Here is a 25,038-nt window from a genome sequence, read left to right on the forward strand (position 1 = left end):
CGCATCGGCCCAGGCGTGCGGTCGAATGCCGTGTCGGTCGCTCCCCGGTGGTGGCCCACCTCAACGCCAGTCGCGACGCGTCGAGCATAACGGATGCCGCGCTGGTACGCTGGCTCGGAAGTTTGTTAGGCACCCTTACAGATAGGGGGGCGATGACGTCGCTGCCGCTGGTCCCGTTGCCCTCCTCGGTCACGCCCGCGAAGGGGGTGACGTTCGCCCTGACTCATACCGTTTCCGTGACGGGAGACCCGGATGCCGCGGGGGTCCTGCACCGACTCATCCTGACCCGGACCGGCCTCCACCTCACCGCATCCCCCGGTTCCGCGGAGCCCGGCATCGCAGAGCCCGGCATCGCGGAGCCCGGCACCGCGGAGCCCGGCACCGCAGAGCCCGGCACCGCAGAACACGGCCGCGCCGTCATCGACGTCACCGTCGACGGCGACGGCCCGCCCGAGTCGTACCGGCTGACCGTCGCGGACAACCGCGTCACCGTCCGCGGTGCCGACGCGGCCGGACTGTTCTACGGCGTGCAGACCCTGAGCCAGCTCATCACCGGCTCGCCCGAGGGCTGGGTGATCCCGGGCGTCGACATCGACGACGCCCCCCGCTTCGCGTACCGCGGCGTCATGCTCGATGTCGCGCGCCACTTCCACGACGTCGCGACGGTCACCGCCTACCTCGAGCGGGCGGCGAGCCTGAAGTTCAACGTCCTGCACCTGCACCTCAGCGATGACCAGGGATGGCGGCTCGCGCTGACCCGCCGGCCGGAGCTCACCGCCCGTGCGGCGGCGAGCGCGGTGGGCGGCGGGGCCGGCGGCTTCTTCACGTCCGACGACTACCGCGCGATCATCGCTCACGCCGCGGCGAACCACATGACCGTCGTGCCCGAGTTCGACATGCCCGGCCACACCCACGCCGTCGGCCTGGCCTACCCCGAGGTCGCCGCGCCACCGGCGCTGGACGGGTGGGACGCCGCGGGCGGCCCTACTCCCGTCGCCGGCGAGACGTACACGGGAATGGGCGTCGGCTTCTCGTCGCTGCGCATCGGCGCCCCGGAGACCGATGCCTTCGTCGACGACATCCTGACGGAGCTGGCGGAGCTGACCCCCGGCCCCTACCTCCACTTCGGAGGTGACGAGGCGCACGGCACCCCCGCGGCAGACTTCGCGGCCTTCGTCGCCCGCACCTCGCGAGTCATCGCCGACCTCGGCAAGACGCCGATCGCCTGGCACGAGGCCGGCGTCGCCGCGGATCTCGCGCCCGGAACGATCGGCCAGTACTGGGGCCTCGTCTCGCCGACCGACGGCGCGGACGAACGTGCGCGGGCCTTCGTCGCGGGCGGCGGCCGCGTCATCCTCTCCCCCGCCGACGCCGTGTACCTCGACATGAAGCCGGCTGCCGATTCTCCTCTCGGGCTGACCTGGGCGAACGGTCCGACCAGCCTCGAACGCGCCTACTCCTGGGAGCCGTGCGAGATCGTTCCCGGCATCTCGGAGGACGACATCCTCGGCGTCGAGGCGCCGCTGTGGACCGAGACCGTCCGCGACCTCGACGACATCGATGCGCTCGCCTTCCCCCGCGTCGCGGCGGCCGCCGAAGCCGCCTGGTCGGTTCCGGCGGGCACCGCGGCCGGCCGCACCTGGGAGTCCTTCCGCAAGCGGGTCGGCGGACTCGGACCACTGTGGACGACGCTCGGCATCCGCTTCCCCGCGTCGCCGGAGGTGTCATGGACGTTCTGAACCGCGTCATCCATTCGGTCCGGCTCGTCGACGACGGTCGCGAGATCGCCGATTCCTGGCTCGTCGTGCGGGACGGCCGGGTCGCCGCGCGCGGCACCGGGCCAGCGTGGCGGGATGCCGTAGCCGAGGAACCGGTCGACGAGGTTCTCGACGGCGCCGACGTCGCCGGCCCCGGCGCCACGCTCACACCCGGCTTCATCGACATCCACGGCCACGGTGGCGGGGGCGCGGCGTATGACGACGGCGCCGAGGCGATCCGCGTGGCCCGAGAGCTGCATCGCGCGCACGGCACGACGCGGGCGGTCATCTCGCTCGTCACGGCATCCGTCGACGACCTCGCCCGCCGGGTCGCCGCCGTCGCCGATCTGGCGGAGACGGATGCCGCGGTGCTGGGCTCGCATCTCGAGGGGCCGTTCCTCGATCCCGGGCACCACGGCGCACACGACCCCGAGCTGCTCGTCCGCCCCGCCGCCGACGCCGTGGCCCGGCTGCTCGAGGCCGGTCGCGGCACCGTCCGACAGGTCACGCTCGCCCCCGAGCTGCCGGGCGCTCTCACCGCGATCGAGCGCATCGTCGCGGCGGGTGCGGCCGCCGCCGTCGGGCACACCGACGCCGATGCCGAGACCGCGCGGCGGGCCTTCGACGCCGGCGCGACGATCCTCACGCACGCCTTCAACGCCATGCCGGGCCTGCACCACCGCGAGCCCGGTCCGATCGGCGCGGCCACCGCCGACCCTCGGGTGACGCTGGAAGTCATCGCCGACGGCGTGCACCTGGCCCCCGAAGTGGTACGGATCGCCTTCGCCGCCGCCCCCGGGCGAATCGCGCTCGTGACCGACGCGATGGCGGCCGCTGGATCGGCCGACGGAGACTACGTGCTCGGGGCGCTCGCGGTGCGCGTCGAGCACGCCGTGGCGCGGCTCGCCGACGGCACGATCGCCGGCTCCACCCTGACCCAGGATGCCGCGCTGCGGACGGCCGTCGCCGCGGGCGTGGCGCTCCCGGTGGCCGTGACGGCGCTGACGTCCACGCCGGCGCGCGCGATCGGACGCCCCGACCTCGGCACGCTCGAGATCGGCAGCCCAGCCGATGCGGTCCTCCTCGATGCCGACCTGCGCGTCCGTCGCGTCTGGACCGGTCGCGCGTGATCCGTTCGCCCGAGGTCGCTCCCGGGTCGGCGACGTGAGGCCGGCGCCTAGAATCGGAGGCATGTCCGAACTGCCGAACGTCCGTCCCGCCACCCCCGAGGCGCCGCAGCAGGCGGCCGGCACGCGACGCGCTCTCTCGGCGATCGAGCTCCTCGCCTTCGCCTGCCAGCTCTTCGCCTTCGCGACCTTCGCGATCTGGGGCTTCGCGGCATGGGACTTCCCCCTCAACCTGGTCTTCGGCATCGGCGCTCCCGTCGTCGCGATCCTCCTGTGGGCTCTGTTCGTCTCGCCCCGCGCCGTGCTCATGGTGCACCCGTTCGTGCGCGCTCTCGTCGAGCTGTTCGTCTACGCCTCGGCGACCATCGCGTGGTGGAGCATGGACCAGGCCTGGATCGGCCTGGTGTTCGGAGTCATCGCGGTGACCTGCGGCGTGATCGCCGGGCGCCGGCGCCTGTCATGACCGCTCCCGACGTCGTCGCGCGGCTCGTGGCCGAACTCGGCGACCGCGTCGACGTCTCGGATGCCGGTCGGGCCGCCGCTCGGGCGGACAAGTCGGGCCAGGCGGCATCCGGATCGGCCCTCGCCGTCGTCCACGCCCGCACCGTCGAGGACGTCCAGGCGACGATGCGCATCGCCTCCGCCACCGGCACCCCCGTCGTACCGCGTGGCGCCGGCACCGGTCTGGCGGGCGGAGCGAACACGGGCGCCGGTGAGATCGGGCTGTCGCTGCGTTCGATGGACCGCATTCTCGAGGTCCGCCCCGACGACCTCATCGCCGTCGTCGAGCCCGGCATCCTCAACGGGCAGCTGAACGCGGCACTCGCGCAGCACGGGCTCTGGTGGGCACCCGATCCCGCGAGCCGCGACATCTCCACCGTCGGCGGCAACATCGCCACCGGCGCGGGCGGCCTGCTCTGCGCGAAGTACGGAGTGGTGCGAGACGCGGTCCTCGGCCTCGACCTCGTGCTGGCCGACGGCCGCCTCATGAGTCTCGGACACCGCACCGTGAAGGGCGTGACGGGCCTCGACCTGACCTCGCTCGTCATCGGCTCGGAGGGCATTCTGGGCGTCGTCGTCGCCGCGACGCTGAAGCTCCGCCGCCTCGTCCCCGGCGAGGCGCGCACGATCGCCGCGACGTTCACGGACGTCCGCTCCGCCGCGGTCGCGGCATCGGCGGTCACGGCAGCCGGGATCCAGCCGGCGATCATGGAGCTGATGGACGCGACATCCCTCGCCGCCTCGCACCGCCTCCTCGGGCTTTCCGCCCCCACGCCCGGCGCCTCGCAGCTGACGGTTCAGACCGACGGCCCGGGCGCGACGGCCGAGGCGGAGGCTGTCGTCGCGGTGCTCGCCGCGTCCGGCGGCACGGTGCGCCTCGCCGCCGACGACGCCGAGGCTCAGCAGCTGTGGACGGTGCGGCGGTCGATGCATCCCGCGATGGAGACGCTGGGAACCGCGCTCATCGAGGATGTCTCGGTGCCGCGGAGCGCGCTGCCCGCGATGTTCGACGAGATCGCCCGCATCGAGGAGCGCTTCGGTCTGACGATCCCGACCGTCTGCCACGCCGGCGACGGCAACCTGCACCCGAACTTCATCTTCGACGGCGACGAGGTCCCGGAGGTCATCTGGGAGGCGGCGGAGGACCTCTTCCGGTCGGCTCTGCGCCTGGGCGGCACCCTCACCGGCGAGCACGGCGTCGGCGTCCTGAAGCGACGCTGGCTCGCCGACGAGCTCGGCGACGACCAGTGGGAGCTGCAGCGACGCATCGCGCGGGTCTTCGACCCCGCCGGCATCCTGAACCCGGGAAAGGTGTTCGCGTCGTGACCGGGCCCGCCCGCGAGGTCCACGTCAGCGCGGCGGTCGTGACCGACGGCAACGCGCGCACGCTCCTCGTCCGCAAGCGCGGCACCGAGCGGTTCATGGCTCCCGGCGGCAAGCCCGAGCCGGGCGAGTCGGCCGGCTCCGCCCTCGTGCGCGAGCTGCACGAGGAGCTGGGCGTCGTCGTCGCCGAGCACGACCTGACCTATCTCGGGCGGTTCGAGTCGGATGCCGCGAACGAGCCGGGCTTCCGCGTGATCGCCGAGGCGTTCGCGGTCACGCTCGATCCCGGGTCGGTCAGCGCCGCCGCCGAGATCGCCGAGGCGCGCTGGCTCACGGCCTCCGAGGCCGCGGCGCTGCCGCTCGCCCCGCTCAGCACCGAGCATCTGCTTCCGCTCGCCTGGGCCTGAACGGCGGCGCCGAGCGCTCCTACCGGCACATCGCGGGGCACGAGCTCGACCCGCTCGTCCAGACGCAGCGACCGCAGGAACGGCGATGCGCCGGCGGATGCGGCGAGCGCGGCCCGCACCGGGACGAGGAGCCGGTCGCCGAGCGCGGAGACGCCCCCGCCCAGGACGACCGCGTCGACATCGGTCGTGAGCACCAGCAGCCGGACCGCCGCCTCGACGCCGCGCACCACGTCGGCGCGGATGCCGGCGGCCCGCTCGTCCCCCGCATCCGCGGCGTCGAAGACCGCGAGCACGGGCAGCGGCGCGGAACCGCCCCAGCGCTCGGCGACCGCTCCGCCGCCCGCGAACGCCTCGATGCATCCGCGCTGTCCGCAGCGGCAGCGCGGACCGTTCGGATCGATGGGGATGTGTCCGATCTCACCGGCCGCGCCGCGCCCGCCGCGCCGGGGCCCCGTCTCGTCGACGATGCCCGCGGCGACGCCGGTTCCGAGGTTGAGGTAGGCGAGCGATCCGCCCGCGGGACGAAGCGCCTGCGCCCCGACCGCCGCGTACCGCACGTCGTTGTCGATCGCCGGCCGGACGCCGATCCGCGCCGCCACGGCTCCCGCGAGGTCGTACCGGTCGATCCCGAGGTTCAGGGCATGCTCGACGACACCGCTGCCGGGCCGGATCTGCCCGGGCACGCCCACGCCGACGGCGACCTCCGGCGCAGCCCCCGCGAGGTCGGTGACGACCGCCGCGATACCGTCGGCGACGGCATCCCCGCCCCATCCTGTCGGCCGACGACGGCGGGCGATCTCGCCGCCGTCATCGTCGACGGACACGGCGAGGATCTTCGTGCCGCCCACGTCGACACCGATGCGCAGCGTCATCCCTTCACGGCCCCCGACACGAGCCCGCCCGACATCCGCCCCTGCACGATGAGGAAGAAGATCACGACGGGGATCGAGATGAGAGTGGATGCCGCCATCACCGCGCCCCAGTTCGTCGCGGCCGTCGCCGACTGGAACGACAGCAGCCACGGCGGGAGGGTCAGGTTGTAGCCCTTCATGAGCAGCAGCGCCATCGTGAACTCGTTCCACGACTGGATGAAGGCGAAGATGCCGGTCGCGACGAGTCCGGGCGCGAGCAGGGGGAACGTCACCTTCCAGAACGCCTGGGTGCGAGTGCAGCCGTCGATCATGGCCGCTTCTTCGAGATCGGCCGGAACGCCCGCGACGAATCCGCGCAGCGTCCAGATCGTGAAGGGGATGACGGCGGCGACGTAGACGATTCCGAGACCGATGAGGGTGTTCATCAGACGCCAGTCGTCGATCATGCCGTAGATCGTGAACATCATCGCCTCGCCGGGGATCATCTGCACGATGAGCACCGCGACGATGAACGAGCGCCGCCCGCGGAAGCGGATGCGGGCGACGGCGATCGAGGCGAGGAAGGCCAGCACCAGCGTGATGACGAGCACGCCCACGGTCACGAGGGTCGACGAGAGCAGCCCGTGCACGAAGTCGGTCTGCCCCGGGGCCGCCTCGCGCGTCCACGCCGTGGCGTAGTTGCCGAGCGTGAAGTCGAAGGGGAGGAAGCTCGGTGTGCGGCTGATGATGCTCTCGCCGCGCGTGAACGACATGTTCAGCATCCAGTACACCGGGAACACCGAGCACACGAAGACCACGAGTGCGGCGAGGTTGAGCCCTGCTCGCGAGAGGATGCGGCGTCGCGGCGGTCGTCGGACGGCGAGCGAACGCGGCCGGGGACGCTTCGCCCGGCCCACCTCGCCGACGACCTCGTCGACCCCGATCGTGCCGAGCTGGGTCGCGGGGGTGACCTGGGTGCTCACAGCTCCTCCTCCTTGAGCGTGGTGCGGATGTATCCCCACGAGAGGGCGAGGAGCAGCACGACCATGAGCACGCCGATCGCGCTCGTGACGCCGAACTCCCCCGGTCCCTGCCGGAAGATGTAGGTGCCGAGCACGTTGGTCTCGGAGATGAGGCCGCCGCGCTGCTGCAGCGCGTAGACCTGCGTGAAGATGCGGAGGTTCCAGATGACCTGCAGCACGACGACGACGGTGACGACGTTGCGCAGGTACGGGAACACGACGAGGCGGAACCGCTGCCACCCGACCGCGCCGTCGAGGGATGCCGCCTCGAGCACCTCGGCGGGCACCTGGCCGAGCGCGGCGTACAGGGTGAAAGCGGCGAAGGGCACCCCCTGCCACACGACGATGACGGTCAGGACGAAGAAGAACGACCACGGGTTCGCCAGCCACGAGTGGTTGGTCCAGTCGGTGGATCCCGTCATGGTGTTGAGGGCCCAGTTGACGATGCCGTATTGCGAGTCGAAGATCCACCCCCAGACGGTGGTCGCCGCGAGCGGCGGCATCGCCCAGGCGAGCAGGAGACCGAGCGAGACGAGGATGCGCCAGCCGCGCCGCAGGCGCGTCATGAGCACTGCGACCAGGGCGCCGAGCCCGACGATCAGCACGGTCATCGCGACCATCAGCCCGAGGCTGCGGACGAGGACGGCCGGGAAGTCGGACTGCGTGAAGACCTCGAGGTAGTTCTCGAACCCGATGAAGTCGGGAAGCGTGCCCTGCACCTTGTTGCGGATGGCGTAGTCCGTGAACGACTGCACGAGCATCAGCACGGCGGGATACCCGACCATCACTCCGAGAATGATGAGCGAGGGGCCGAGGAGCGTCAGCGCGCCGACGTTGTCGCGACGGCGGCGAGCCCGCTCCCGCGGGGTCGGCGTGCGCGTGAGGACGTTAGTCATCGTCCTGCCCTCTCTGCGATCGGCGTGGGACGCGGAGCCCGGCCCCGCGCCCCACGACGCTCGACTACTTGTTGAGGATCGCTTCGATCTGGCCGTCGAGCTCGGTCGCAATCGCCGTGACGTCGCCGCCCTGCGCGATCTTCACGAGGGCGTCCTTGATGACACCCGACGACTCGACCTCGGACCAGTTCGGGCTCGCCGGCACGGCCTTCGACGATGCGACGGCCTTCGCGGCCTCGGCCGTGATCTCGTCGTCGGGCAGGAACTCGGCGAACGAGGTCAGGGCGGGGATGAGCCCGTTCTCGGCGAGGATCTTCTGGTAGCCCTCCGAGAGGATGATCTTCAGCGCGGCCTCGGCCTTGTCGGGCGCGTCCGACTTCGCCGCGATCGCGATGTTCGAGCCGCCCGCGAAGACGGGAGCGACCTCGCCGGCGGTCATGCCCGGGAGGGCGAACGCCTTCAGGTCGGCGCCGGCGGTCTCGGGGCAGCCCGGGGCCTTCGCGTCGTCGGCGGGCGCGAGGATCGACCACTTCACCCACGCCGGAGCCGAGAGGAAGCCGATCTCACCGGCGCAGAACGGAACCTGCGGGTCGGTCTCGTCGGCGTCGGCCGGCGCGTTCGTCGCGTTCTGGTAGACGTCCTGGAGCATCGTCAGACCGGCGATGCCGCCCGAGCTGGAGAATCCGCCCTTCCAGGTGTCGCCGTCCTGCGTCGCGATCTCGCCGCCGTTCGCCCAGACGTACGGCAACGCGTTGTACCAGTCCTTGCCGGGGGCGTAGATGCCCGACTTCGTGGCGGTCGTCGCGGCGATGCCGTCGGCGACGTACTCCTCGAGCGTCGTGGGCACCTCGCCGCTGTAGGACGAGGGCGAGTAGAAGACGATGCGCGATCCCGCGTAATAGGGGGCGGCGTACAGGCTGCCGTCTGCCGACCCGAGCTCGACGAAGCTCTGCAGCAGCTCGTCGCCGCCCAGGTCCGCCTCGAGATCGGAGATGTCGAGGAACAGCCCCTGGTCGATGAAGCCGGGCGACTGCGTGTTACCGACCTCGACGAGGTCGGGCGCGTCGTTCGACGACAGCGCGGCCACATAGTTGTCCGCGGTGTCTGCCCAGGTCTTCTCCTCGATCGTGAGCGTCCAGCCCTCGTTCTCGGCTTCGAAGGTCTTCTTGAGGTAGTCGCGCGCATCCTGCGGCGTGTCGGTGCCGACCAGCCACACGGTCAGGTCTCCGGTCTCGGCGCTCTGTCCCGCGTCGCCGCTCGCGCAACCGGCGAGCAGCAGGGCGGAGACACCGAGGAGCGACAGTGCTCCGAGGCTCTTCTTCATGGTGATTCCTTCTTCTCTGGTGTCGACGAGTCGGATGGGCTCGTCCGGGTGTGGAGCGGGTGGTGCAGGTGGGGCTATGGAGCTGTGGAGCGAGGTCAGGAGACGCCGAGGCGCCCTGACAGGACCATGACGGCAGCACCGCGCAGGACGATGTCCTGTCCCTGCTCCGTCATCCGCACCTGCAGCTCGTCGTGGAACGTGGCGAGCGTGCGGGTGCGCACCGTCTCGGCCGCGGCGCTCGCGAGCGCCCCGTCGAGAAGTTCCGCGGGGCCGGAGAGCACGACCTCCGACAGGTCGAGAGCGCCGACGATCGGCGCGAGGGCGATCCCCAGGCGCTCACCGGCGTCGCGCAGGAGTCCTTCGCGGTCGTCCGCGTCGCCGGCATCGATGCGGGCGGAGAGCGAGGGAACCGAGATCCAGGCCTCGAGGCATCCCACTTTGCCGCAGACGCAGTCGGGGCCGCCGTCGGTGCCCACCGTGACGTGTCCGATCTCACCGGCCGCCGAGCGCGCGCCGCGCAGCGGGTCGCCACCCGTGAGCAGGCCCGCACCGACACCGCGGCCGACCTTCACGAGGATGATGTCGTCGCCGGCACCGCCGAACGTGTGCTCCGCCAGCACCGCGGCGTTGGCGTCGTTCGCGACCAGTACCGGCACGCCGACCGCCTCGCTCAGGATGCCGGTGAGGTCGACCTCCTCCCAGCCGAGGCCCGGCGCCGCCAGCACGACCCCCGCGGCGTCGACGACACCCGGGGTGCCGACGCCGACGCCGAGCACGGGAGCGTGCGCGTCGCGCACCAGCGTGCGCGCCAGTTCCACGACCGCCGGCAGGATCGCGGCGCGGTCGCCGGGCACGACGACCTCGTGACGGGCCACGATCTCGCCGTCGAGGGTCATCACGGCCCCCGTGAAGCGGTCGTTGCCCGAGAGATCGAGGCCGACGATGCGGTGCCCGTCGCGGGCGAGATCGACGAGGATGGCGGGCTTGCCCGGGCCCGCGGCCTCGCGCGTGCCCTGCTCGGCGACGAAGCCGTCGCCGATGAGCTCTGCGACGAGGTCCGAGATCGTGACGCGGGTCAAGCCGGTCTCACGCGCGAGGTCGGCGCGGCTCATCGCTCCCCCGTGGAAGAGCCGCTCGAGCACGAGTGCGCGATTGTGCGCCCGAGCGTGCTCGGGCAGGATCTTCGCGCCCGGGCGCCGAGTGCGCGTCGTGCGCCGCGGGGCCTCGGTCTCGGTGTTCGTCATGTTTGTTAGTAGACCTTACGAATGGGTCGCGCACAACCCGCGGGCCGGGGTTTGCTAGTGATGTTTACAAACCTGTTACATCCGCGCTCCGCATCCCCGGCCGATGTCAAGGGGAACGTTCGAGCGCTGCTCCTCCGTAGGGTGGAGGAATCGCCGCCCCGAGGAGAACCCCCATGAACCGTCGCCTGCCCGCCCTCGCCGTCACCGCTCTCGCACTCGTCGCCCTGACCGGCTGCACCGGAGGAAACGACTCTGCAGCCGGCGGCGCGAGCCCCGCCAGCACCCAGTCGGTCGAGGAGGCGTGCACGCAGGTCAACGACGTCATGACCGAGGCGACGCAGGGCATCCAAGAGATCGACCCCTCCGACCCCGCCGCCGCGGCCGGCGCACTGCGGACGATCTCGGACGGCATGGGCGACGCGGCCGCCGAGGTGACGAACGCGGAGGTGTCCGGCATCCTGCCCGATCTGCAGGCCGCGTTCTCTTCGGCCGCCGACTCGATGGAAGCCGTCGCCGCTGGCGACACCGATCGGGCGACCGAGCTCACCACGGCGCTGAGCGACGTGCAGGGCAGCATCGACACGTACACCGACCTCTGCGGCACCAACTGACGTCGGGCGCGATCGGGTTCGCGCCGCTGCATAACGCTCTGGTTTCACTCAGGCCGCTCTCGGACCGGTGTCGCGTACCATGAGTTCCGAGTGCGCGTTAACGCGCAGACGGGGGTACAGCGGTGACGGATGTCGCGTCGAAGCACGATCATGAGAGCACGGCCGAGTCGGACGTGCTCTCGAGCGATCCCGGACAGCGCGTCGAGTGGGCACCGGTCGAGCCGGCGCGCAAGAAGCGGCGCCTCGGCCTGTGGATCGGCGTCCCCGTCGGCGTGGTCGCCCTCGGTGCCGCTGCTGCGTCATTCTTCCTGATCGCCCCCGGTACGACCATCTCGGGGGTCCCGGTCGGATTCATGACGCCCGGCGCCGCGGCATCCGCCGTGCAGGACCGTCTCGACCAGACCACCGTCACCCTCGGAGACGGCGGCGCGAGCATCTCGGGCGCCGACCTCGGAGCGCAGGTCGACGGCACCGCCCTCGCGACTTCGGCCTTCGACGCCCGGCCCGCCTGGAACATCACGCAGTGGTTCGGCGACCCCATCGACGCACCGATCACGCTCGACGAGGCGGCTGCCACCGACGCTCTGCGCAGCGCCGCAGGCGACCTGTACGTCGAGCCCACGCCGGCCTCCCTCTCGTTCGACGGCACGTCGTATGTCGTCAGTCCCGACGTCCCCGGCGCGGGAGTCGATCCCGAGGCGGCCCGCGCGGGCCTGCAGAGCGCCTTCGACTCCGGCACGACCGAGGCCGTCATCGACCCCGAGCTGACCCCCGTGTCCGCACTGACGACCACCGCCGCTGCCCAGGAGGCCGCCGCTTCGCTCAACGGAATGCTCGACGGCGTCGGCTTCTACGTCGGCGACGAGCGCACGGTGCCCGTCGACCGCGCGACGGCCGCGAGCTGGCTCACGATCGGTACGAAGGACGACGGCTCGTTCGAGATCACGGCGGACGCCGCCGCGATCCAGCCCGTCGTCGACACGCTTCCGGGGCTCGTCGATCGCGCGCCGGTGAACGGCGTGGTGTTCGCCAATGCCGCCGGTGAGATCATCGACGACTCCGACGCCGGTCTCGACGGCCGCACGCTGACCTCGACCGACGGCATCGCCGCCGGGTTCGCCGAGCAGCTCGCGACGGGCGATGCCGCCTATCGGTTGCCGGTCGAGGTCGTTCCCGTCACCACCGAGACGATCACCCGCCTGCTCGAGGTCGACCTGAGCGAACAGCGCCTGTACCTCAAGGAGAACGGCGTCGTCGTCGATTCGTGGCTCGTCTCCACCGGCCGCCCCGGCGCCGACACGCAGACCGGCTATTACACGATCGGGTGGAAGACCCCGCGCCAGGACATGCGCGGCACCGCGGCCGACTCGGGCGTCAGCTACGTGCAGCCCGACGTGAAGTGGGCGATGTACTTCAACGGCGACCAGGCGTTCCACGGCGTCTACTGGCACAGCAACTGGGGCAATCGCATGAGCGCCGGCTGCGTCGGCATGCCCGACTCGCGCGCGGCCCAGATCTACGAGTGGGCCGTCGCCGGGACCGACGTCTACGTCCACGCCTGATCGGCGCATCCCGTCTCATCGTCCGATCGACCGATGCGCGGCGGATCGATCACCGTTAGCCTGTGACCATGGCTGACCTCCGAGTGGAAGAACTGTCGGCGTCGACGATCGTCGCGGTGAACAACCTGTCGCTGAAGCCCGGGCAGGAGCGCTTCGTCGTGCCCGAGAGCTACGCCATCGCCGCGACCGTGGTCGACCCGGCGACGTCCTGGCAGCGCGTCATCCTCGACGGCGACGAGGTCGTCGGCTTCGTCAGCGCCGGCTTCGACCCCGACGCGCCGCACGAGCACTTCCGCTCCGTGCTGTGGCGGATCAACGTCGACGCCGACGACCAGGGCCGCGGTGTCGGACGCTTCGCCGTCGAGCAACTGGTCGACGAGGCGCGCATGCGCGGATTCGACTGCCTCAACGTGATCTACGAGGCGGGCGAGGGCGGCCCCGAGGCGTTCTTCACGCGCGTCGGCTTCACACCTGTCGACGAGACCGAGTACGGCGAGGTCGTCGCCGAGATCCGCTTCTGACGGACTCCCCCACGCACGACGAGGAACGCCCCGGACGCCGAAGCGACCGGGGCGTTCCGCCGTATCGAGAAGAGCTCAGAGCCCGTCGATGATGCGGTTGAGCGTCGCCGAGGGGCGCATGACGGCGGCGACCAGCTCGGCGTCGGGACGGTAGTAGCCACCGATCTCGGCCGGCGAACCCTGCACCGCGATCAGCTCTTCCACGATCGTGGACTCGTTCGCGGCGAGAGCCTCGGCGACCGGAGCGAAGGCCGCGGCGAGCTCGCCGTCGACCGTCTGAGCCGCCAGCTCCTGGGCCCAGTACAGCGCGAGGTAGAAGTGGCTGCCGCGGTTGTCGATCGTGCCCAGCGCGCGGCCCGGCGACTTGTCCTGCTCGAGGAACGTTCCGGTCGCGGCATCCAGCGTGTCGGCGAGCACCTTCGCGTGAGCGTTCCCGGTGTACTCGGCGAGGTGCTCGAACGAGGCGGCGAGGGCGAAGAACTCGCCCAGCGAGTCCCACCGGAGGTAGTTCTCGGCGACGAGCTGCTGCACGTGCTTCGGAGCCGAACCGCCCGCGCCGGTCTCGAACAGACCACCACCGGCCAGCAGCGGGACGATCGAGAGCATCTTGGCGCTCGTGCCCACCTCGAGGATCGGGAAGAGGTCGGTGAGGTAATCGCGCAGCACGTTGCCGGTGACCGAGATGGTGTCCTCGCCACGACGGATGCGCTCGAGCGAGTAGCGCGTCGCGTCGGCGGGAGCCAGGATCTCGATCGTGAGGCCGTCGGTGTCGTGGTCGGCGAGGTAGGTCTTCACCTTCGCGATGAGGTTCGCGTCGTGCGCCCGGTTCTCGTCGAGCCAGAACACGGCGGGCACACCCGTCGCACGCGCGCGGGTGACGGCGAGCTTCACCCAGTCGCGCACCGCGACGTCCTTCGTCTGCGTCGCACGCCAGATGTCGCCGGCCTGGACCTCGTGCGACAGCAGGACACCGCCCGACGAGTCGACGACCTCGACGGTTCCCGCGGCGGGGATCTCGAAGGTCTTGTCGTGCGAGCCGTACTCCTCGGCGGCCTGAGCCATCAGACCGACGTTGGGCACCGAGCCGATGGTGGCGGGGTCGAGGGGGCCGTGCTCGATGACGTCCTCGATCGTCGCCTGGTAGACGCCGGCGTAGGAGGAGTCGGGGATGACGGCGATCGTGTCGTCCTCGCCGCCGTCGGCGCCCCACAGCTTGCCGCCGTTGCGGATGAGGGCGGGCATCGAGGCGTCGACGATCACGTCGGAGGGCACGTGCAGGTTCGTGATGCCCTTGTCGGAATTGACGTACGACAGGCGCGGGCCGGAGGCGATGGCCGCTTCGAAGGCCGCGCGGATCTCGTCGCCGTTCGCGAGCTGCGAGAGCCCCGCGAGGATGGCGCCGAGACCGTCGTTGGGGGTGAGGCCGGCGGCGGCCAGGTCGTCGCCGTAGCGCGCGAAGACGTCGGCGAAGAAGGCGCGCACGACGTGGCCGAAGATGATCGGGTCGCTGACCTTCATCATCGTCGCCTTCAGGTGCACCGAGTACAGCACGTCATCCGACGCGGCCTGCGCGACGGTGTCGGCGAGGAATGCGTCGAGGGCCGCGGCCGAGAGGAACGTCGCGTCGACGACCTCGCCCGGCAGGACCTTCAGGCCCGACTTCAGCTCGGTGACGGTGCCGTCCTGAGCCGTGAAGCGGATGGCGAGGACGTCGTCGCCCTCGATGACCGTCGAGGTCTCGTTCGACTTGAAGTCGTCGTGACCCAGCGTCGCGACGCGGGTCTTCGACCCCTCGGCGAACGGCTTGTTGCGGTGCGGGTGCTTGCGCGCGTAGTTCTTCACCGACAGAGGCGCACGGCGGTCGCTGTTGCCCTCGCGCAGCACGGGGTTCACGGCGGAGCCCTTGATGCGGTCGTAGCGCGCGCGGACGTCCTTCTCGTCGACGTTCTGCGGCTCGTCCGGGTAGTTCGGGATGTCGTACCCCGCGGCCTGCAGCTCGGCGATGGCCGCCTTCAGCTGCGGGATCGAGGCCGAGATGTTCGGCAGCTTGATGATGTTGGCCTCGGGCAGCGTCGCCAGGCCGCCGAGCTCGGCCAGGGCGTCGCCGACCTGCTGCTCGGGGGTGAGGTTCTGCGGGAAGGCGGCGAGGATGCGGCCCGCCAGCGAGATGTCGCGGGTTTCGATGGCCACGCCGGCCGCACCGGCGAAGGCCTCGACGATGGGCAGGAAGGAGGCGGTGGCCAGTGCCGGCGCCTCGTCGGTGTACGTGTAGATGATGGTCGAGTCGGGCACGTGTCGTCTCTCCAAAAAGCGCGTCGAGGGTCGATCCTCAGCGTATCGCACGGGCGTGGTTCTCTCGATGTCGAGATATCTCTCACGCCTGCGGGCTTCGCGCTAGGGTGAGCGCGTGCCGCGCTTCGATCTCTCGCTCGCCGAACTTCAGGACTACCGCCCGGAGGTGAGCGAGCCCAGCGATTTCGACGATTTCTGGTCCGCCACGATCGCGGGCTCGCGTGAGGCCGGCGGCGAGGTGACCGTGTCTGCGGCATCCGAGCTGTACGCGACGGTCGACGTGCACGACGTGACCTTCCCGGGGTACGGCGGCGACCCCGTGAAGGCGTGGCTGATCCTCCCCGCGCATCGCGAGGGGCCGCTGCCGGCGGTCGTGGAGTTCGTCGGCTACGGCGGCGGACGCGGTCTGCCGACCGAGCGGCTCGCCTGGGCCACCGCGGGGTACGCCTCGTTCGTCATGGACACCCGCGGACAGGGCAGCGTGTGGGGCAGCGGCGGAGAGACCCCCGACCCCCACGGCTCGGGCCCGGCCGTGCCCGGCTTCATGACGCGCGGCATCGAGTCGCCCGAGACCTATTACTACCGGCGGGTGTTCACCGACGCGGTGCGCGCGGTCGACGCCGTGCGGTCGCTGCCGGAGGTCGACGCCTCCCGGGTCGCCGTCACCGGCGGCAGCCAGGGCGGCGGCATCGCGATCGCCGCAGCCGGCCTGAGCGAGGGTCTCGTCGCGGCGATGCCCGACGTCCCCTTCCTCTGCCACTTCGAGCGCGCCATCGGCTTCACCGGCAGCGACCCCTACCAGGAGGTCGTGCGCTGGCTCGCCGTGCACCGCGGCGCCGAGGCGCGGGCCTTCGAGACACTGTCGTACTTCGACGGCGTGAACTTCGCTCGCCGCGCCGACGCGCCGACCCTGTTCTCGGTCGGACTGCTCGATCCCGTGTGCCCGCCCTCGACGGTCTACGCCGCGTTCAACGCCTACCGCGGCGCGCACAAGGAGATGTCGGTCTTCCCCTTCAACGAGCACGAGGGCGGCCAGGGATACCAGTGGGAGGCGCAGGCCGCCTTCCTGCGTCGTGTGCTCGGCGGCAGCGCATGAGCACACGGCGAGTGCTCGCGATCGACGCGGGACAGAGCGGGATCAAGGTGCGCGCGGCTGCGGCATCCGGCGGCGACCTGCTCTTTCCCGGCATCCGGACCGGCGAGCCGCTCCTCCCCCAGCTCGCATCCGTCGTGGCCGAGACGATCGCACGCACGGGCGCACCGGCAGACGTGGTGGTCGCGGGCATCTCGGGGCTGACCGACGCGAATGCCGACGCCGACGCGATGCTCGCTCTCACGGCGGCCCACGGCGTGCGCCGCGTCGTCCTCGCCCACGACTCGACGACGTCGTTCCTCGGCGCGCTCGGCGACCGGCGTGGGGCTGTCGTCGCGGCCGGCACCGGGGTCGTCACCCTCGCCGTCGGCGCGGAGACCACCGCTCGCGTCGACGGGTGGGGCTGGATCATGGGCGACGCCGGCAGCGGATACTGGATCGGCCGTGAGGCCCTGGATGCCGTGATGCGCGCCTATGACGGCCGGGGGCCGACGACCGAGCTGACGGCGGCGGTCTCGGACCGCTGGCCCGACCTGTCGCAGGCCTACATGAGTCTGCAGGCCGACCCCGACCGGGTCCGCATCGTCGCGAGCTTCGCCGCCGTCGTCGCGCGTGCCGCGGTCGCCGGCGACGCCGTCGCGCAGGACATCTCGGTGCGTGCCGCGCACGAGCTCGCGCAGAGTGTGCGCGCGGCGATCGCCCAGGTCCGCACCGACGAGGAGACCTTCCCGGTGTGCGCGATCGGCGGTGTCTTCGGCTCGGCACCGCTGCTCGAGGCATTCACCGCCGACCTGCACGCGGGCGACGCGTCGGTGCGGCTGGTGGCGCCCGTCGGCGTCGGCATCGACGGGGTGATGGCCCTCGCCGATCTCGACACCTCGCATCCCCTCGCCGCGGTCACCCACCGCGCCGGCTGAGCCGCCGCCACCGAGAACGCACCGCGCCCGCGAGAACGCACCGTTTCGGGTGCGTTCTCGCGACGGCGGTGCGTTCTCGGCGGGCCTCAGACGAGCGACTCGCGCCAGGCGCTGTGCAGCTGGGCGAATTTGCCCGTGCCGGCGATGAGCGCGGCGGGGGTGTCGTCCTCGATGATGCGACCGTGCTCCATCACGAGCACCCGGTCGGCGATGGCGACCGTCGACAGGCGGTGCGCGATGATGATCGCCGTACGGTCGGCCAGCAGCGTGCCCAGGGCTTCCTGGATCTGCCGCTCGCTCGGGATGTCGAGCGACGCCGTCGCCTCGTCGAGGATCAGCACCGCCGGGTCGGCGAGGAAGGCTCGCGCGAACGAGATCAGCTGACGCTGCCCCGCCGACACCCGGCCGCCGCGCTTGTTGACGTCGGTGGCGTAACCGTCGGGCAGCCGCTCGATGAACTCGTGCGCCCCGACGGCCTTCGCCGCCGCCTGGATCTCGTCCATCGTCGCGTCGGGCTTGCCGAGCGCGATGTTGTCGGCGACCGTCCCGCTGAACAGGTACGCCTCCTGCGTGACCATGACGATCGCCCGGCGCAGATCCTTCGGGTGCAGCTGGCGCAGGTCGACGCCGTCGAGCGTGACGCGCCCCTTCGTGGGGTCGTAGAACCGCGCGACGAGCTTGGCGAGCGTGGACTTGCCCGCACCTGTCGTGCCGACCAGCGCGATCGTCTGCCCGGCGGGCATGTCGAGCGCGAAGTCGGGCAGGATCGTCACGGCATCCGAGTACCCGAACGTCACGTCCTCGAAGCGCAGGTGCCCGCGGGCTTCCCGCAGCTCGACCGGATCGGTCGGGTCGGGGACCGTCGGGTCTTCCTCGAGCACACCCGAGACCTTCTCGAGCGCCGCCGTCGCCGACTGGTACGAGTTGAGGAAGAACGCCACCTCCTGCATCGGCGCGAAGAAGTTCCGCACGTACAGGACGGCCGACAGCAGGAACCCGAGGCTCAGCGTGTCGTCGACCACCCGGAATCCGCCCCAGGCCAGCACGAGGGCGAGCGAGACGGATGCCACCGCCATGAGCGCCGGCTCGAACGTTCCGAACAGGCGGATCGAGCGCATGTTCACATCGCGGTAGTCGCTCGAGAGCCCCCCGAACTCGGCGTCGTTCGCGGGCTCCTTGCGGAACGCCTTGACCGCGCGGATGCCGGTCATCGACTCGACGAACTTCACGATCACCTTCGCGCTGATGACACGCGACTCGCGGTAGACGACCTGCGACCGTAGGTAGAACCAGCGCATGAGCAGGAACAGCGGGATGCCCATGACCGCGAGGATGATCCCCGACTGCCAGTCGAGCAGCAGCAGCGCGATGAGCGTGAACCCGCCGTAGAGCAGACCCGAGACGAGCTCGTTCAGGCCGCCGTCGAGCAGCTCGCGGATGGTGTCGAGGTCGCTCGTCTGGCGCGAGATGATGCGTCCGGACGTGTACGACTCGTGGAACTCGAGGCTGAGGCGCTGCGTGTGGCGGAAGATGCGCTTGCGGAGGTCGATCATGACCGCCTGGGTCAGGCGCGCCGCCACCACGGCGTACCAGCCGATGAGCGCGGCACCGCCGAGAGCGGTGACGAGGAAGACGATGACGACCGCGATGGTCGGCATCCAGTCCGCTTCCTGCTGTACGGCGGGCAGGGCGTTGGCGATGCCCCAGCCGACGAGGGCGGGGCCTGCGACGCGCAGCGCCGTCGAGACGACGAGCACGACCGCCGCCAGCGCCAGCTGCATGCGCAGCGGAGAGACCAGCGACCCGAGCAGGCGCAGCGAGCGACGCCGGATCTCGCGGCTCTCCTCACGGGTGTAGTCGGAGCGGTCCTCGCCGCTCGTCCCGGTGACGGTGCTCACAGGGTCACCTCCGTTTCATCCTGTCGTTCCTGGTCGTGTCGGCCCTGGTCGTGTCGTTCCTGCTCGTCCTCGAGGCTCGAGATCACGTGCCGGTAGTGCTCGCTCGTGCGCAGCAGCTCGGAGTGCGTGCCGACGGCGGTCACGCGCCCCTCCTCGAGCAGTGCCACGCGGTCGGCGAGGGTCACGGTCGAGGGGCGATGCGCGACGATGAGCGCCGTCGTGTCGGCCAGCACCTCGCGGAGCGCGTCTTCGACGAGCGCCTCGGTGTCGACGTCGAGCGCCGACAGCGGGTCGTCGAGCACCAGCACGGCCGGGCGGGCGGCCACGGCACGGGCGAGCGCCAGGCGCTGGCGCTGTCCGCCCGACAGGCTCAGCCCCTCTTCGCCGATGACCGTGTCGACTCCCTCGGGCAGCGTGTCGACGAAGTTCGCCTGCGCGACCGACAGCGCCTCGCGCATGACGCGCTCGGCTTCCGCGCTGCCGCGTTCGAGGTCCTCGCGACCGAGAAGCACGTTCTCCCGGACGGTCTGCGAGAACAGCGTCGCGTCCTCGAACGCCATGCCGACGTGACGGCGCAGCTCGTCGAGCCGCAGGTCGCGCACGTCGACGCCGTCGAGCAGCACGCGGCCTCCCGTGACGTCGTACAGGCGCCCGGGCAGGGTCGTCAGCGTCGTCTTGCCCGAACCGGTGAGGCCGACGAGGGCCATCGTCTCGCCCGGTCGCAGCGCCAGGTCGATGCCGTCGAGCAGGTCGCGCTCACTCTCGGGGGCGTCCTGGTACCGGAAGTGAGCGCCTTCGAAGACGAGCTCGCCCCGCGGCTGCGCGATGGTCGTCGGGTTCTCGGGGTCGACGATCGTGTTCTGCTCGTCGAAGACCTCGAAGATGCGGTCGGTCGCCGTCCGCGCATCGACGAGGAACGAGAAGAGGAAGCCGATCGACTCGACGGGCCAGCGCAGGATCGTCGCCATCGCGAAGAAGGCGATGAGCGAGTCGACACCGAGCTCACCGGCCTGGACGAGGTAGATACCCGCCCCGAGGCACAGCGCGAAGGCGATGTCGGGCAGCAGCACGAGCCAGAACCAGATCCAGCCGACCGCCTTGGCCTTCTTCACCTCGGTCTCGCGCAGGGTCTCGGCCTGACGCGTGAACTTCTGCAGGGCGTGTCCGCCGCGGCCGAACGCCTTCAGCACGCGGATGCCGTGCACCGACTCCTCGACGGCCGTGGCGAGGTCGCCCGCCTGGTCCTGGCTCTGCCGAGAGAGCAGGCCGTAGCGGTTCTCGAAGATGAATCCCGCGATCCACAGCGGCGCCGAGACCACGACGAAGATCGTGCCGAGCAGCCAGTGCCACCGGAACAGGATGATCGAGCCGACGACGATGGTCAGCATGTTCACGACGAGCAGGACGATGCCGAAGGCGAGCCAGCGGCGGATGAGGCTGATGTCCTGCATCATCCGGCTGAGCAGCTGACCCGACTGCCAGCGGTCGTGGAAGGCGACCGGCAGTCGCTGCAGGCGCGCGAAGAAGTCGGTGCGCAGCTCGTACTCGACCTTGGTCGCCGGGGCGAGGACGAACCAGCGGCGCGCCCAGACCATGAGTGCCTCGAGCAGACCGAGGGCGAGAACGGCGCCGGCGCCGAGGACGATGAGCCACGGGTCGCCCGAGTTGATCGGGCCGTCAGGCCCGACGATCACCTCGAGGACGAGCGGGATGCCGAGGGCGAGCAGGCTCGCGATGAGCGCGCTGACGAAGCCGAGGCTCAGCCGGGGCAGCACCGGTTTGGCGAAGGGGAGCAGACGCGCGAGCGCGCGCGGCGTGGACAGACGAGGGGGCGTCGAGGAAGTCATGATCCTGAGGTGTGTCGAGCGGATGCCGAAGACGGCGAGGGGCGCGCGCGAGCGCGGCGAAGCGGGACCGGGGCCCCGCGGGAGGAAACGTCGGAAGCGACGAAGCGCTTCCCGGAGCTACCGGGCGATTCCTCCGCGTGCGGGGCGTCCGTCGACCGTGATGAGGAGAGCTACGGACTTCGTGATGACGATGGCCGGGGACATGGCTTCCTCCTGAGGTCGAGCGGACAGAGCACCCGCTGCACACACGGGAGCCCTCCAGGCTATACCTGAGTATTCGCTGAGTGCAAGGACGAATCCGCGCTCAGCCGTTGTGCCGCGCCTCCCGCGCCAGCAGTCGCTGCTTCACCTCGACGCCCCAGGCGAACCCGCCGAGCGCCCCACCCGTGCGGAGTACGCGGTGGCACGGCACGAAGAGGGCCGCGGCGTTGCGCGCGCAGACGGATGCCGCCGCGCGCACCGCGCCGGGCGAGCCGAGCGCCGCCGCGAAGCCGGTGTAGGTCAGCGGCTCGCCCGGCGCGATCCCGCGGAGCGCCTGCCAGCCGGCTCTTTGCATCGCCGTGCCCGACTGGCGCACCGGCACCGCGTCGATCGCCGCGAGGTCGCCGTCGTAGTACGCGGCGACCGCGGCGGCGGCATCCGTGGGGGCCTCGACGACCCGCGCCGGGCGGGCGGCGGGCCGGAGCCGGTCGAGGATCGCGACCGGGTCAGCCGTCCACCCGGACGCCAGCACCGCTCCGCCGGCCTCGAGGATCGTGAAGGGACCGTCGGGGGTCGCGACGGTCTGGATCGAGGCAATTTCGCCCCGCGCGGCCGCGGTCGCGGCAGGCTTGAGCGGCGTGGGAGCGTCGGAGACGGCGGTCATGTGCGGGCCTTTCGAGACGTCGGGAGGGTCGGCTCGGTCGCGCTTTCGCGCCAAGCCTGCGTGACGGGTGCGGCGTACCAGAGATGCGCCATGAGGTAGCTGCGCCAGGGCGCCGTGCGTTCGGCCCAGGCCACCAGCTCGGACGGGCCGGCCGGGATGCCGGCGGCGGCAGCGCCCGCGCGTGCCGCGACGTCGCCGGGCAACAGGATGTCCGGGTCGCCGAGCACCCTCATCCGCACATAGTCGGCGGTCCAGGGCCCGATGCCGGGCAAGGCGAGGAGCGCAGCGCGCTGCTCGTGGGTGTCGTCGCCCGGAGACAGGCGCAGCGAGCCGTCGGCGAGCGCGGTGGCGGCGCCGACGATCGCCCGGATGCGGGCGCCGGGACCGCGCAGGACCTCAGCGCCTCGCTCGGCGATCGCCGCCATCGTCGGGAAGAGGGTGGCGGGGCCGGCGGCGGTCTCGACCGGCTCGCCGAGCTCGGCGGTCAGGCGCCCCTGCACGGTGCGGGCGGAGGCGACGCTGATCTGCTGGCCGATCATCGCGCGGATGAGCATCTCGTCGGGGTCGATCGCCGCCGGCAGGCGCACGCCCGGGATCCGCGCCACGAGAGGCGCGATCTCGGGATGCCGCGCGAGGGCCTCGTCGATGGCCGTCGGATCGGCATCGAGATCGAACAGCCGACGCACGCGGGCGATGAGGGTCGACAGGTCGGCCAGCGAGGCCAGCTCGGCACGCAGGCGCACACGCCCCGCGTCATCCTGGCGAACCTCGAACCACGCCGGCCCGCCGGCGAGACGGATCACGCGGGCGAACGAGCGCTCGTCGCCCGACTCGACGCCGGGGATCGCGTGGGCCCGCATCCATCCGAAGAGGCCCGCGGCGTCGAACGGCTCGCGCACCGGCAGGACGAGGTCGATGCGGCCCGGCATCCGCTCCCCCGCCTGCCGTCGCGCACGCAGCTGGCCGGGAGGCATCGCGAAGACCTCGCCGACCGTCTCGTTGAACTGCCGGACGCTCGCGAACCCCGCGGCGAAGGCGACGTCGGCGATCGGCAGGTCGGTGTCGACCAGCAGCGTGCGCGCGGTGTGGGCCCGGTGGGCGCGGGCGAGGGCGAGCGGGCCCGCGCCGAGTTCCGCCGCGAGGAGCCGGGTGAGGTGGCGCGACGAGTACCCGAGGCGGGATGCGAGCCCCGGAACGCCCTCGCGGTCGACGACACCGTCGGCGATGAGGCGCATGGCCCGGGCTGCGAGATCGCCGCGAAGGTTCCACTGCGGCGACCCGGGGGTGGCCTCGGGCAGGCAGCGCTTGCACGCGCGGTATCCGGCCTCGTGGGCGGCGGCGCTCGTCGGATAGAAGGTCACGTTGGCGGGCCGAGGGGTGCGCGCGGGGCAACTCGGGCGGCAATAGATGCCCGTCGAGCGCACCGCCGTGACGAACTGGCCGTCGAAGCGGCGGTCGCGCGCGTCGATCGCGCGGTACCGCTCGTCGAACGTCATCCCGTCACTGGCCATGCCCCCAGCCTGACATGCCCCGCCGACACCGGCTCGCGGAAATCGGACACGACTGTCCCCGGCTCCCTCCCCCGTCGACTCGCCACAGAATGCGGATGCCGCCCCCTCCGAATCCGCGCTTTCTGGCGAGTCGACGAGGGCGGCGGGTCACGGCGGCGGGAACGAGAACGACGGTTTGGAGGCCGGACCGTCGACGGCAGGGAGGCGGCGCCAGACATCGTCCGGCAGGCGTTCTTCGGCGAAGACCTCAGTCGCGAGATCGTGTGCCGATCCTGGGGCGCACTCTGTCTCGGCCGAAACCCGCACCTGGCCCGTCGCGGGACGGATGCTGACGACCGCCCGCTCGGCCATGCCGCCCTCGGCTACGACGGTCACTTCTCGCGCCTCGCCCTGCCCCCGGTCGGCCATGTGGCTGTCGATTCCCAACGAGGCGAAAGCCTCGACTGCCACCCCGGCCACCTCCCGAGGGTCGCGTCCCGGCAGCTCGAGACCGCGGACGGCGACGAGGCGGTATCCCCCGCCCTCGTTGAGCGCGCGCTGACATCCCGTCGGGTGAGCGCCGTACGACCCGTCCACGACGCGCCACTCGGTCGGCTCGATCGCCATGACCATCGTGTGCACGCCCGTCGCCATCGCGACGAAGCGGTCCCGCGCCTGCGCATACGTCTCGCCGCCTTCGAGCCCGACCGGATTCGCGCATCCGCTCGCCAGCAGCACGGGGAGAATCACGACGGCGGCGATGCCGAGGCGGCCCGCGCTCGTCTCGCGCAACGTCCGCCAGCGGCGCAGGCCTTCATCGCGAGGGGACCGGGGCATCCGTCACGACCGGCTGCGGCTGCACCGGCGTTCCGTCTTCGTTGTAGTAGATCGGGCCGTCGGGCGGGAAGAAGAACTGCGGCACCGACAAGGGGCCTTCCGTTGCGGGGAGCCGCCGCCAGACGTCGTCGGGGTACAGTTCCTCACCGAACATCGTCGTGAGGATGTCCGAGCTCGCGCCCGCAATGCAGGCGGTCTCACCGGAGACGAGCACACGACCATCGAGGGGCCGGATCACGACCACGGTACGGGCGGCGTCGCTCTCACCCACAACCGTCACCTCTCGCGCATCCCCCGAACCGCGCTCGACGGTCTCCGCGTCGATACCGAGCTCGGCGAAGCCCTTTGATGCCGCTGCCGCGATCTCCGCGGCATCCCGATCCGGCAGCTCGAGCGCGCGCACCGCCGTGAACGAGTATCCGGTCTCCGAGCTCACGCCCAGCTGGCATCCGCTCGGGCGCGCTCCGTACTGCCCCTGATCGACGCGCCACTCGGTCGGCTCGATCGCCATGATCACGGTGTGCAGTTCGTCGGCCATCGCCGTGAACTGCTCGCGCGCCTGGGTGTACAGGTCTGCGGCCGGCTGTTCGTCACCCGGTGTCGCCGCACACGAACTCATCATCAACACCAATCCGACAGCGAAGGCCGTCATC

The 25,038-nt window shown here is 71.3% G+C and carries 21 protein-coding genes, 1 pseudogene and 1 riboswitch; of the genes and pseudogenes, 10 read left to right on the top strand and 12 right to left on the bottom strand.

What is annotated here, in order from left to right; all coding sequences use genetic code 11:
• Nucleotides 1-84, bottom strand: a riboswitch (ZMP/ZTP riboswitch).
• Between the two features lie 68 nt (nt 85-152).
• From MTS1_RS15390 to MTS1_RS16855, 5 genes are all read left to right on the top strand, one after another.
• Nucleotides 153-1,739, top strand: a complete 1,587-nt coding sequence (locus MTS1_RS15390; protein ID WP_023955616.1) for a family 20 glycosylhydrolase — start codon at nt 153-155, stop codon at nt 1,737-1,739.
• A complete protein-coding gene (nagA, locus tag MTS1_RS15395; RefSeq protein ID WP_023955618.1) occupies nt 1,727-2,887 on the top strand; it encodes an N-acetylglucosamine-6-phosphate deacetylase in 1,161 nt (386 codons plus the stop codon). Before MTS1_RS15390 ends, nagA begins: the two co-directional genes overlap by 13 nt.
• Nucleotides 2,888-2,948: 61 nt before the next feature.
• A complete protein-coding gene (locus tag MTS1_RS15400; RefSeq protein ID WP_023955620.1) occupies nt 2,949-3,347 on the top strand; it encodes a YrdB family protein in 399 nt (132 codons plus the stop codon).
• Complete coding sequence (locus tag MTS1_RS15405; RefSeq protein ID WP_023955622.1) at nt 3,344-4,711, top strand: FAD-binding oxidoreductase; 1,368 nt, start codon at nt 3,344-3,346, stop codon at nt 4,709-4,711. The genes MTS1_RS15400 and MTS1_RS15405 overlap by 4 nt, the downstream gene beginning before the upstream one ends.
• The gene (locus MTS1_RS16855; protein ID WP_036305959.1) at nt 4,708-5,115 is read left to right on the top strand and encodes an NUDIX domain-containing protein; all 408 of its coding nucleotides are present in this window, start codon (nt 4,708-4,710) and stop codon (nt 5,113-5,115) included. Before MTS1_RS15405 ends, MTS1_RS16855 begins: the two co-directional genes overlap by 4 nt.
• Before the next feature lie 113 nt (nt 5,116-5,228).
• Here the strand turns inward: MTS1_RS16855 and MTS1_RS15415 are convergent.
• The 5 genes and pseudogenes from MTS1_RS15415 to MTS1_RS15435 form a co-directional block, all read right to left on the bottom strand.
• Nucleotides 5,229-5,987 (bottom strand): annotated as a pseudogene (locus MTS1_RS15415) (ROK family protein); the annotation flags it as partial.
• On the bottom strand, nt 5,984-6,949 hold the full coding sequence (locus MTS1_RS15420) for a carbohydrate ABC transporter permease (RefSeq protein ID WP_023955628.1): 966 nt from the start codon (nt 6,947-6,949) through the stop codon (nt 5,984-5,986). The pseudogene MTS1_RS15415 and the gene MTS1_RS15420, both read right to left, overlap by 4 nt.
• The gene (locus MTS1_RS15425; RefSeq protein WP_023955630.1) at nt 6,946-7,884 is read right to left on the bottom strand and encodes a carbohydrate ABC transporter permease; all 939 of its coding nucleotides are present in this window, start codon (nt 7,882-7,884) and stop codon (nt 6,946-6,948) included. The genes MTS1_RS15420 and MTS1_RS15425 overlap by 4 nt, the downstream gene beginning before the upstream one ends.
• Before the next feature lie 64 nt (nt 7,885-7,948).
• Nucleotides 7,949-9,208 carry an extracellular solute-binding protein gene (locus tag MTS1_RS15430; RefSeq protein WP_023955632.1) on the bottom strand — a complete coding sequence of 420 codons (1,260 nt, stop codon included), beginning with the start codon at nt 9,206-9,208 and terminating at the stop codon, nt 7,949-7,951.
• 95 nt (nt 9,209-9,303) lie between these two features.
• Nucleotides 9,304-10,452, bottom strand: a complete 1,149-nt coding sequence (locus MTS1_RS15435; protein ID WP_023955634.1) for an ROK family transcriptional regulator — start codon at nt 10,450-10,452, stop codon at nt 9,304-9,306.
• A gap of 173 nt (nt 10,453-10,625) precedes the next feature.
• Here MTS1_RS15435 and MTS1_RS15440 point away from each other — a divergent pair, with 173 nt between their 5' ends.
• The 3 genes from MTS1_RS15440 to MTS1_RS15450 all read left to right on the top strand — a co-directional run bounded on the left by MTS1_RS15440 (nt 10,626) and on the right by MTS1_RS15450 (nt 13,146).
• A complete protein-coding gene (locus MTS1_RS15440; protein ID WP_023955636.1) occupies nt 10,626-11,063 on the top strand; it encodes a hypothetical protein in 438 nt (145 codons plus the stop codon).
• Between the two features lie 122 nt (nt 11,064-11,185).
• Nucleotides 11,186-12,625 carry a L,D-transpeptidase family protein gene (locus MTS1_RS15445; RefSeq protein ID WP_023955638.1) on the top strand — a complete coding sequence of 480 codons (1,440 nt, stop codon included), beginning with the start codon at nt 11,186-11,188 and terminating at the stop codon, nt 12,623-12,625.
• A 68-nt stretch (nt 12,626-12,693) separates the two neighbouring features.
• On the top strand, nt 12,694-13,146 hold the full coding sequence (locus tag MTS1_RS15450) for a GNAT family N-acetyltransferase (RefSeq protein ID WP_023955643.1): 453 nt from the start codon (nt 12,694-12,696) through the stop codon (nt 13,144-13,146).
• A gap of 75 nt (nt 13,147-13,221) precedes the next feature.
• Here MTS1_RS15450 and MTS1_RS15455 read toward each other — a convergent pair whose 3' ends face one another.
• On the bottom strand, nt 13,222-15,438 hold the full coding sequence (locus MTS1_RS15455) for an NADP-dependent isocitrate dehydrogenase (RefSeq protein ID WP_023955645.1): 2,217 nt from the start codon (nt 15,436-15,438) through the stop codon (nt 13,222-13,224).
• Between the two features lie 115 nt (nt 15,439-15,553).
• Here MTS1_RS15455 and MTS1_RS15460 point away from each other — a divergent pair, with 115 nt between their 5' ends.
• Nucleotides 15,554-16,534, top strand: coding sequence for an acetylxylan esterase (locus MTS1_RS15460; protein WP_023955646.1), 981 nt, complete (start codon nt 15,554-15,556; stop codon nt 16,532-16,534).
• On the top strand, nt 16,531-17,448 hold the full coding sequence (locus tag MTS1_RS15465; protein ID WP_036305962.1) for an N-acetylglucosamine kinase: 918 nt from the start codon (nt 16,531-16,533) through the stop codon (nt 17,446-17,448). The genes MTS1_RS15460 and MTS1_RS15465 overlap by 4 nt, the downstream gene beginning before the upstream one ends.
• Before the next feature lie 86 nt (nt 17,449-17,534).
• On the opposite strand, the gene MTS1_RS15470 is transcribed toward MTS1_RS15465, so the two are convergent.
• The 6 genes from MTS1_RS15470 to MTS1_RS15495 form a co-directional block, all read right to left on the bottom strand.
• Nucleotides 17,535-19,346: an ABC transporter ATP-binding protein gene (locus MTS1_RS15470; RefSeq protein WP_023955648.1), complete on the bottom strand. Its 1,812-nt coding sequence runs from the start codon at nt 19,344-19,346 to the stop codon at nt 17,535-17,537.
• The gene (locus tag MTS1_RS15475; RefSeq protein WP_023955649.1) at nt 19,343-21,193 is read right to left on the bottom strand and encodes an ABC transporter ATP-binding protein; all 1,851 of its coding nucleotides are present in this window, start codon (nt 21,191-21,193) and stop codon (nt 19,343-19,345) included. The genes MTS1_RS15470 and MTS1_RS15475 overlap by 4 nt, the downstream gene beginning before the upstream one ends.
• Nucleotides 21,194-21,497: 304 nt before the next feature.
• Nucleotides 21,498-22,058: a methylated-DNA--[protein]-cysteine S-methyltransferase gene (locus tag MTS1_RS15480; protein WP_023955650.1), complete on the bottom strand. Its 561-nt coding sequence runs from the start codon at nt 22,056-22,058 to the stop codon at nt 21,498-21,500.
• A complete protein-coding gene (locus tag MTS1_RS15485; RefSeq protein ID WP_023955651.1) occupies nt 22,055-23,569 on the bottom strand; it encodes an AlkA N-terminal domain-containing protein in 1,515 nt (504 codons plus the stop codon). The genes MTS1_RS15480 and MTS1_RS15485 overlap by 4 nt, the downstream gene beginning before the upstream one ends.
• 147 nt (nt 23,570-23,716) lie before the next feature.
• Nucleotides 23,717-24,385: a hypothetical protein gene (locus MTS1_RS15490; RefSeq protein ID WP_144083426.1), complete on the bottom strand. Its 669-nt coding sequence runs from the start codon at nt 24,383-24,385 to the stop codon at nt 23,717-23,719.
• Nucleotides 24,363-25,007 carry a hypothetical protein gene (locus tag MTS1_RS15495; protein WP_144083427.1) on the bottom strand — a complete coding sequence of 215 codons (645 nt, stop codon included), beginning with the start codon at nt 25,005-25,007 and terminating at the stop codon, nt 24,363-24,365. The genes MTS1_RS15490 and MTS1_RS15495 overlap by 23 nt, the downstream gene beginning before the upstream one ends.
• Nucleotides 25,008-25,038: the final 31 nt, after the last annotated feature.

The sequence above is a fragment of the Microbacterium sp. TS-1 genome, from assembly GCF_000509385.1.
Classification (GTDB): Bacteria; Actinomycetota; Actinomycetes; order Actinomycetales; family Microbacteriaceae; genus Microbacterium; species Microbacterium arborescens.